Source organism: Streptomyces sp. NPDC058307 (genome assembly GCF_042880295.1).
Lineage (GTDB): Bacteria > Actinomycetota > Actinomycetes > Streptomycetales > Streptomycetaceae > Streptomyces.
This window is the reverse complement of the sequence record NZ_JBHVYZ010000047.1, coordinates 52,443-59,196: the sequence shown is the minus strand read 5'-3', so window position 1 is coordinate 59,196 and position 6,754 is coordinate 52,443. Positions and strand designations below refer to the sequence as shown.

At 69.5% G+C, this 6,754-nt stretch carries 7 protein-coding genes, 1 tRNA gene and 1 pseudogene; 4 read left to right on the top strand and 5 right to left on the bottom strand.

Translation table 11 applies throughout. The features are described from left to right. Positions 1 to 86 precede the first annotated feature (86 nt). The 3 genes from ACFVYN_RS29045 to ACFVYN_RS29035 form a co-directional block, all read right to left on the bottom strand. Positions 87 to 1,076 carry a DUF5926 family protein gene (locus ACFVYN_RS29045; RefSeq protein WP_390003565.1) on the bottom strand — a complete coding sequence of 330 codons (990 nt, stop codon included), beginning with the start codon at positions 1,074 to 1,076 and terminating at the stop codon, positions 87 to 89. Positions 1,077 to 1,245: 169 nt separating this feature from the next. Next, the gene (locus ACFVYN_RS29040) at positions 1,246 to 1,881 is read right to left on the bottom strand and encodes an ATP-binding protein (protein WP_390003562.1); all 636 of its coding nucleotides are present in this window, start codon (positions 1,879 to 1,881) and stop codon (positions 1,246 to 1,248) included. Between the two features lie 58 nt (positions 1,882 to 1,939). Further along, positions 1,940 to 2,767, bottom strand: a complete 828-nt coding sequence (locus ACFVYN_RS29035) for a glycerophosphodiester phosphodiesterase (protein ID WP_390003560.1) — start codon at positions 2,765 to 2,767, stop codon at positions 1,940 to 1,942. Positions 2,768 to 3,025: 258 nt separating this feature from the next. Between ACFVYN_RS29035 and ACFVYN_RS29030 the strand changes: the two genes are divergently transcribed. Then, on the top strand, positions 3,026 to 4,504 hold the full coding sequence (locus ACFVYN_RS29030; protein WP_390003558.1) for a S1C family serine protease: 1,479 nt from the start codon (positions 3,026 to 3,028) through the stop codon (positions 4,502 to 4,504). A 62-nt stretch (positions 4,505 to 4,566) separates the two neighbouring features. Next, positions 4,567 to 4,651 (top strand) — tRNA-Ser (locus tag ACFVYN_RS29025). A 124-nt stretch (positions 4,652 to 4,775) separates the two neighbouring features. On the opposite strand, the gene ACFVYN_RS29020 is transcribed toward ACFVYN_RS29025, so the two are convergent. After that, positions 4,776 to 4,955 carry a hypothetical protein gene (locus tag ACFVYN_RS29020; protein ID WP_390003556.1) on the bottom strand — a complete coding sequence of 60 codons (180 nt, stop codon included), beginning with the start codon at positions 4,953 to 4,955 and terminating at the stop codon, positions 4,776 to 4,778. A gap of 53 nt (positions 4,956 to 5,008) precedes the next feature. Between ACFVYN_RS29020 and ACFVYN_RS29015 the strand changes: the two are divergent. Further along, positions 5,009 to 5,353 (top strand): annotated as a pseudogene (locus tag ACFVYN_RS29015) (tyrosine-type recombinase/integrase); the annotation flags it as partial. Positions 5,354 to 5,585: 232 nt separating this feature from the next. On the opposite strand, the gene ACFVYN_RS29010 reads toward ACFVYN_RS29015, so the two are convergent. Beyond that, positions 5,586 to 5,906 (bottom strand): hypothetical protein, encoded by a 321-nt coding sequence (locus ACFVYN_RS29010; protein WP_390003554.1) that lies wholly within the window; start codon positions 5,904 to 5,906, stop codon positions 5,586 to 5,588. A gap of 679 nt (positions 5,907 to 6,585) precedes the next feature. Between ACFVYN_RS29010 and fxsA the strand changes: the two genes are divergently transcribed. Further along, positions 6,586 to 6,747: an FxSxx-COOH cyclophane-containing RiPP peptide gene (gene fxsA / locus ACFVYN_RS29005; RefSeq protein ID WP_390003551.1), complete on the top strand. Its 162-nt coding sequence runs from the start codon at positions 6,586 to 6,588 to the stop codon at positions 6,745 to 6,747. Positions 6,748 to 6,754 lie beyond the last annotated feature (7 nt).

Here is a 6,754-nt window from a genome sequence, read left to right as displayed (position 1 = left end):
CTTCGCCGGTGGTTTTTTGTGAAGGCGGGGGGCCTTTCGTTGATTGTTGGGGGGGCCGGACCGGCCGCCCCGCCCACCCGGTTCCGTCAACTCAGCGTGACCTGGCGGTTGGTGAGGCCGCCGCGGGCGCGGCGCTCGTCGGCCGTCAGCGGTGCGTCCGTGGCCAGGGCGCCCGCGAGGCGCTCGGCGAACTCGGCGGCCGGCTTCTCGATGTCCTCCGCGGTGACCCCGCTCGGCAGGTCCCAGACCGGGACGGTGAGGCCGTGGGCACGGAAGGATCCGACGAGCCGGGTGCCCTCGCCGAGGCTCGACCTGCCGGCCGCGTGCAGTCGCGCGAGCGCGTCCAGAAGTTGCTCCTCGGGATGCGGCATCACCCAGCGCAGGTGGTTCTTGTCCGGCGTCTCGCACCAGTAGGCGGCGTCGACTCCGGTCAGCCGGACGGTCGGGATGGCCGCGGCGTTGGCCCGCTCCAGGGAGGCGGTCACCTCGGGCGTGGCGTTCTCCGCGTCCGGGACCCAGAACTCGAAGCCCTCGTGCACAACTGGCTCGAACGTGCCTTCGGGATCGAGCAGGTCCTGCAGTCGCGGGCCGTCGGCGGGAGCGCGCCGGCCCTCGACCGGGGTGCCCGGAGTTGCCGTGAGCGCGCGCTGGAGGGTGTCGGCGAGATCGCGGCTGATGTCGCCGGACGCCGTGTCGTTCTGCAGACCGAGCAGGACCGAGCCGTCGTCGCGGCGCAGGGCGGGCCAGGCCATCGGCAGGACCGTGGCCAGCGTGACCGACGGGACGCCCTCGGGCAGGCCGCTCTTGAGGGTCAGTTCGACCGTGGCGGCGGGGACCAGCTCGCGCAGGGCAACCCAGTCGCCCTCACCCGCGAGGCCCTCGAAGGGACGGTGCACCAGCTCGGTCGCGGCCTGCGCGGCGGCCCGGCCGTGGCAGGCCTTGTAGCGGCGGCCGCTTCCGCACGGGCAGGGTTCGCGGGCGCCGACGACCGGAATCCGACCATCAGCCCCGACGGCGCCGGCGCCGTCCGTGCTCTGCGGGCGCTTGGCCTTCGTCTGGGGTCGCTTCTTGGCCATCGTGGCTGTCTCCCGGTTACGGCTCGTCTCGTACGGGCGCGAGCCTAGCCGCTCGCGACCTGGCCGACGGGAGCCTGTGGACAACGAGCCTGTGGACAACGAGCCTGTGGACAACGAACCTCTGGGCAACCACCGGGGTGTCCCGCACGGACACTCCGTCCGGGGCGCCTCAGTCGAGGTCGTCGAACGCGTCCGAGAAGTCCAGGTCGGGTATCGCGACCGACGGGGCCACGACACGGGTCGCGAAGTCGTTGCGGCGGCACCCGGCGTCCGGGTCGTGAACGTCCGAGTGGACGATCACCCAGACCGTGACCTCGCCCCGGGCGTCGTCCCTGACGCCCCAGTCGTCGGCCAGCGCGGTGATGATGTTGAGCCCACGGCCGCCGTGTGCGGTGACCGAGGGCGTGGCAGGAGCCGGGCGGGTGGGCCCACCGCCGTCCGTCACCTCGACCGTGAGCCTGCCGGTGCCGTCCACCCGCCAGGCGGCGCGGACGTCACCGTCCCCGGCCAGGGCGTCGCCCAGCGGCCGGCCGTGCTTGCACGCGTTGCTCAAGAGTTCGGAAAGAATCAGAACGGCGTCGTCGATGACCGATTCCGCCACGCCACCGCTGCGCAGTTGCACGCGCATACGGTGTCTCGCTTCCCCCACGCCCGCAGGGCCATGGGGTACGGCCATGCTCGACGACGTGGGCACCTCCTGTGCCACCACAAACGCCACCCCCGAGACCTCCTTCGCCCCACGCCACGGTGTGGATGCCCCATTGGCCTGTACCGGAAACCGGCCACTCACGTTCCGCCGACGCATTCGTAACGATCGAACACGCACCGAACGCGCCGGGGCACACCCTGTGACAGAGGCGACGTCAGCGGCCCAGCCGGTCGAGCACCGCGCGCGGGCGGTTGGTGATGATGGCGTCGACGCCCAACTCGACGCAGAGGTCCACGTCCTCGGGCTCGTTCACGGTCCACACGTGCACCTGGTGGCCCGCCCGCTTCAGGCGCTCGATGTAGCCGGGGTGATTGCGCACGATCCGGATCGAGGGACCCGCGATCCGCACGCCCGCCGGCAGCCGGCCGTCCCGCAGCCGCGGTGAGACGAACTGGAGCAGATAGACCGTCGGCAGGGTCGGCGAGGCGGCACGCACGCGATGCAGCGACCGGGCCGAGAAACTCATGACCCTGATCGGCGACTCGGCGGCGGAGGCGGGAGCGTCCAGGCCGAACCGCTTCAGCAGCTCGAGCAGCCGCTCCTCGACCTGGCCGGCCCAGCGCGTCGGGTGCTTGGTCTCGATGGCCATCTCCACCCGCCGCCCCGCGTCGGCGACGAGTTCGAGCAGCCGCTCCAGGGTGAGCACGGAGGTGTCCTCCCGGTCCTCGGGCCGGTACACCCAGTCCGGCTCCTCGTCTTTGGTGCGCCAGAACTCCCGGGTCCTGCGCGAGCCGAAGTCGAGTGCGGCGAGGTCGGCGAGTTCCAGGGCCGAGACCGCGCCGCGTCCGTTGGACGTACGGTTGACCCGTCGGTCGTGGACGCACACGAGATGACCGTCGGCGGTGAGGCGTACATCGCATTCGAGGGCGTCCGCACCGTCCTCGATCGCCTTCCGGTAGGCGGCGAGAGTGTGCTCGGGAGCGTCTTCCGAGGCTCCGCGGTGGGCGACGACTTGAGTCAGCTGCTGCCGTGCGTGGGTCACCGCGTCATGGTGCCACCGCTCGGGGGTACGCGTGCGAACGGAGGCATATGGATTGCGCCTCATTTGTCTTGCATGGCCTATATAAAGAGCAGCCGCGGACGCACAGGCACCGCTTATGGTGCCCTGACGGCCTGTGGGAAAAGCTGACGGCATACAAAAGGACATGCACAGCTGACGCACGCCGGACACGAATGCGGCCTGGCCGGGCGTGACCGAGTGCGACCGACAATCGACAGCCGTGGACCGAGGAGAGAAGCTGTGAGCACCGAGAACGAGGGCACCGCGGTACCCCCCGCCCCGTCCGCACCCCCCGTGCCGGTGGACGCTCCCGCGGCTTCGGCACCCCAGGCCCCCGAGACGGGCGCCGCCGCCACCCCGGCCCCGCAGCACGCCGCCCCCGGTGGTGCCCAGGGCCCGGAACTCGTGCACGCGGGGCCGGCTCCGGCGTATGCCTCGGCGGAGGGCCGGCCGCACGGCGGCGCGGGCGGTCCCGAGGGCGCCTGGCCGCCCCCGCAGCCGCCGCAGGGTCCGCACACCCCGTCGTACGACGGTGGTGCGGGCGGCGCCGGTCCGACGGGTGTCTGGGGTGCGGGCTACCAGCAGCCCGCACCGAAGCCGAAGAACGGCCGCGGTGGTCTCGTCGCCGCGATCCTGGTGGCCGCGCTGGTCGCGGGCGGTCTCGGCGGCGGTCTCGGCTACACCCTGGCCAAGAACAACGACGACGGCTCCTCCACGACCCTGTCCGCCTCCGACAGCGGCGGCAGCGTCAAGCGTGACGCGGGCACCGTCGCCGGCGTGGTGCAAAAGGCCCTGCCCAGCACGGTCACCATCGAGGCCGAGTCCACCAGCGGCGAGGGCGGCACCGGAACCGGGTTCGTCTTCGACAAGCAGGGCCACATCGTCACCAACAACCACGTGGTCGCCGACGCGGTCGACGGCGGCAAGCTGACCGCCACCTTCCCGGACGGCAAGAAGTACAACGCCGAGGTGGTCGGTCACGCGCAGGGCTACGACGTGGCGGTCATCAAGCTCAAGAACGCGCCGGGCGACCTCGAGCCGCTCACCCTGGGCAACTCCGACCAGGTGGCGGTCGGCGACTCCACGATCGCGATCGGTGCCCCCTTCGGCCTGTCGAACACCGTCACGACGGGCATCATCAGCGCGAAGAACCGCCCGGTGGCCTCCAGCGACGGCAGCGGCAGCAACGCCTCCTACATGAGCGCGCTGCAGACGGACGCGTCGATCAACCCGGGCAATTCGGGAGGCCCCCTCCTTGACGCGCACGGCAATGTGATCGGCATCAACTCGGCCATCCAGTCCACCGGCAGCGGCGGCCTCGGCGGCACCAGCCAGTCCGGCTCGATCGGCCTCGGCTTCGCCATCCCGATCAACCAGGCCAAGTACGTCGCCCAGCAGCTGATCCAGACCGGCAAGCCGGTCTACGCCAAGATCGGCGCGTCCGTCTCCCTGGAGGACTCCTCGGGCGGCGCGAAGATCACCACCGAGGGCGCCGGCGGCTCCGCCTCGGTCGAGGCGGGCGGCCCCGCCGCCAAGGCCGGTCTCAAGCCCGGCGACGTCATCACCAAGCTGGACGACCACGTCATCGACTCCGGCCCCACCCTCATCGGCGAGATCTGGACCCACAAGCCGGGCGACAAGGTCAAGATCACCTACGAGCGCGACGGCCGGACCCACACGGTCGATCTCACCCTGGGCTCCCGCACGGGCGACAGCTGACCCCCACCCGCCCGCCCCGACCCGTTACTCTGGTCCCCGCGCCGCGATCACCGGTGGCGCGGGGTGGGTTGCCCGAGCGGCCTAAGGGAACGGTCTTGAAAACCGTCGTGGCGCGAGTCACCGTGGGTTCAAATCCCACACCCACCGCAGGTGAACGGCCCCTGACCAGGTAAATCGGTCGGGGGCCGTCGTCGTGAACGCTGACCGTGAGTGCCTGCGGTTCCCCGGTGTACCCCGCACGATCGGGCACGCGAGGGGCACGTCTATCGGCTCACCTGGGGACGTCGGCTGTTCCCAGCTTGGCTACCGCTGCAGCAAGGGCCAGAAGTGCCTCAACCTGAGCGGCTGCTATGGCGCTCTCGGGTGAGGCGAATTTCCCGCTGATCACTCTGGGATTCATCCCGGCGAGCAACTCGTGGGCCCTCTGAGCGTGCGTGGCGTAGTCAGCCATGAGACCTCCCGTGTCGGTGATCTGCACACTAGCGATCACGCAAGGTCGGCGGAACGACTTTGGGCGGGAGCTGCCATGGGGCGAGTGATCATGGCCCCGTAAGCTTCCGGCGAGTCGGGCAGTCTGCCGGTCTGACCGGCGTGACCTCACACGATCTCCGGGCCTCGCACGGGACTTGGGTCGCCGACAAGTACGGTGTCATGACGGCCGCGCACCGCCTCGGGCACTCGAACGCGAGCGTGACCACTCGGCACTATGCCCGCCCGGTCGCCGGTCGTGATGACCAGGTGGCCGAAGCCTCGGATGCGTGGGTCAACGGGCACGATCTCGACCGTGGGGCACGTAGCGGGCACGACGATGATGACGACGGCTTGGCAGACGCACTCGTACCCGTTTGACCTGCGGCGGAGACCTCACCGCTCTTGATCGGCGAAAGGTCTTGAAAACCGTCGTGGCAGCGATGTCATCGTGGGTTCAAATCCCACACCCACCGCATCGCAGGTCAGAAGCTTGCAGGTCAGAAGGGGTGCCACTCTCCGGAGTGGCACCCCTTCGGCGTGGCCGTGTCTCACCCTGGCTCGCCGGTGTCCCACCTCTGACCAGCGCGTGCGGCCAACCTGCGGCCAGGATTCACGGCTCCGCCGTCAGGTCGGCGGCGGTGTCGGGAAGATCGTCGTCGTGGGTGTCTGCCACGAGTTCAGCGAGCATGAAGTGAGCCTCCTTGGTAGACATCCTCTTTTCGACGCGCACAAAGTAGCTGCGTTCAGAGACGCGGAAGACCTGTCTCCTCTGGCGTCGACGCCCTGCTGCGGTGGCAGCCTCTTCAAAGGTGTCGATGATGCGCAGCATCCCGGCCAGGGCTTCGGTTTCGGTCCCCTCGAGTTCACGGCAGACGGTGTAATGGGAAATCTCTGCCAGACCGAGGGCTCGCATAACGGCCCATCCGGGCATGGTGTTCTCCAGTCCGTGAGACGACGTGAGCCTCGAAGTCCCGTACCCCGTCGCGCAGTCGACCCGAATCCGGCTTCCGGCTCGGTGATCTTGGCGCGGGGAGACTATCGGAGAGGGAGCGGCTTGGTGCCTCCCTTCTGGCCTTTACGGGCGTGATCCTCGGTCCTCATGCTCTGCCCGCCCCGAACCGGGTGGCGACCTCTGGATCCTGACCGGTGCCGGTTCCCCCAAGCACGAGCCGATCCGGGCAGCGGGCCGCTTCTCCCCGCTGGACGAGACCGTGGGCCGCGTTCGGCATGACTGACGGTGGCCACCAGCAGGGGCGCCGCTGGGTTTTGCCCAGGTCTGGTTGTCGCCATGGGTCACCTCGCCGTGAAGAGGGGAAGACTCGTGGTGACGTGAGCCGCACCGGTGACAACGCACGGCTTCCAGGGAGGACTTGAGGCCACTGCCGTCGAGATCAAGCCGCACACGAGCGAACGGCCTCTGCGCGCTGGTCGTCGGTTGATCTGTGTGCTTCCCTGAAACGAGAACTGCACAGCGCCACCTTTTCCGCAACTCGGCGTCCGGGCGCCCGGTTGCGGCCCGACGCATGTTGACATCCACGGAGTCCGGGACCACGGCCGGGGTCCGCGGGGGCTAGCGACACGGGGGGTTCATGGAGACGTCAGGAACTGACGTGGAGTTCGACTTCGACGTGGTGAACCTCAGCGGTTCCGCAGACGTAGATATGGACGAGTTGCCCAAAAACGCCCTCGGCCGATCCATTCAGCGGGTTCGGCGGGACACTTTGGAGCACCACCGCGCAGGGGATGTGTCCATGTTCCAGTCGGCGCTCTGACTTGGGT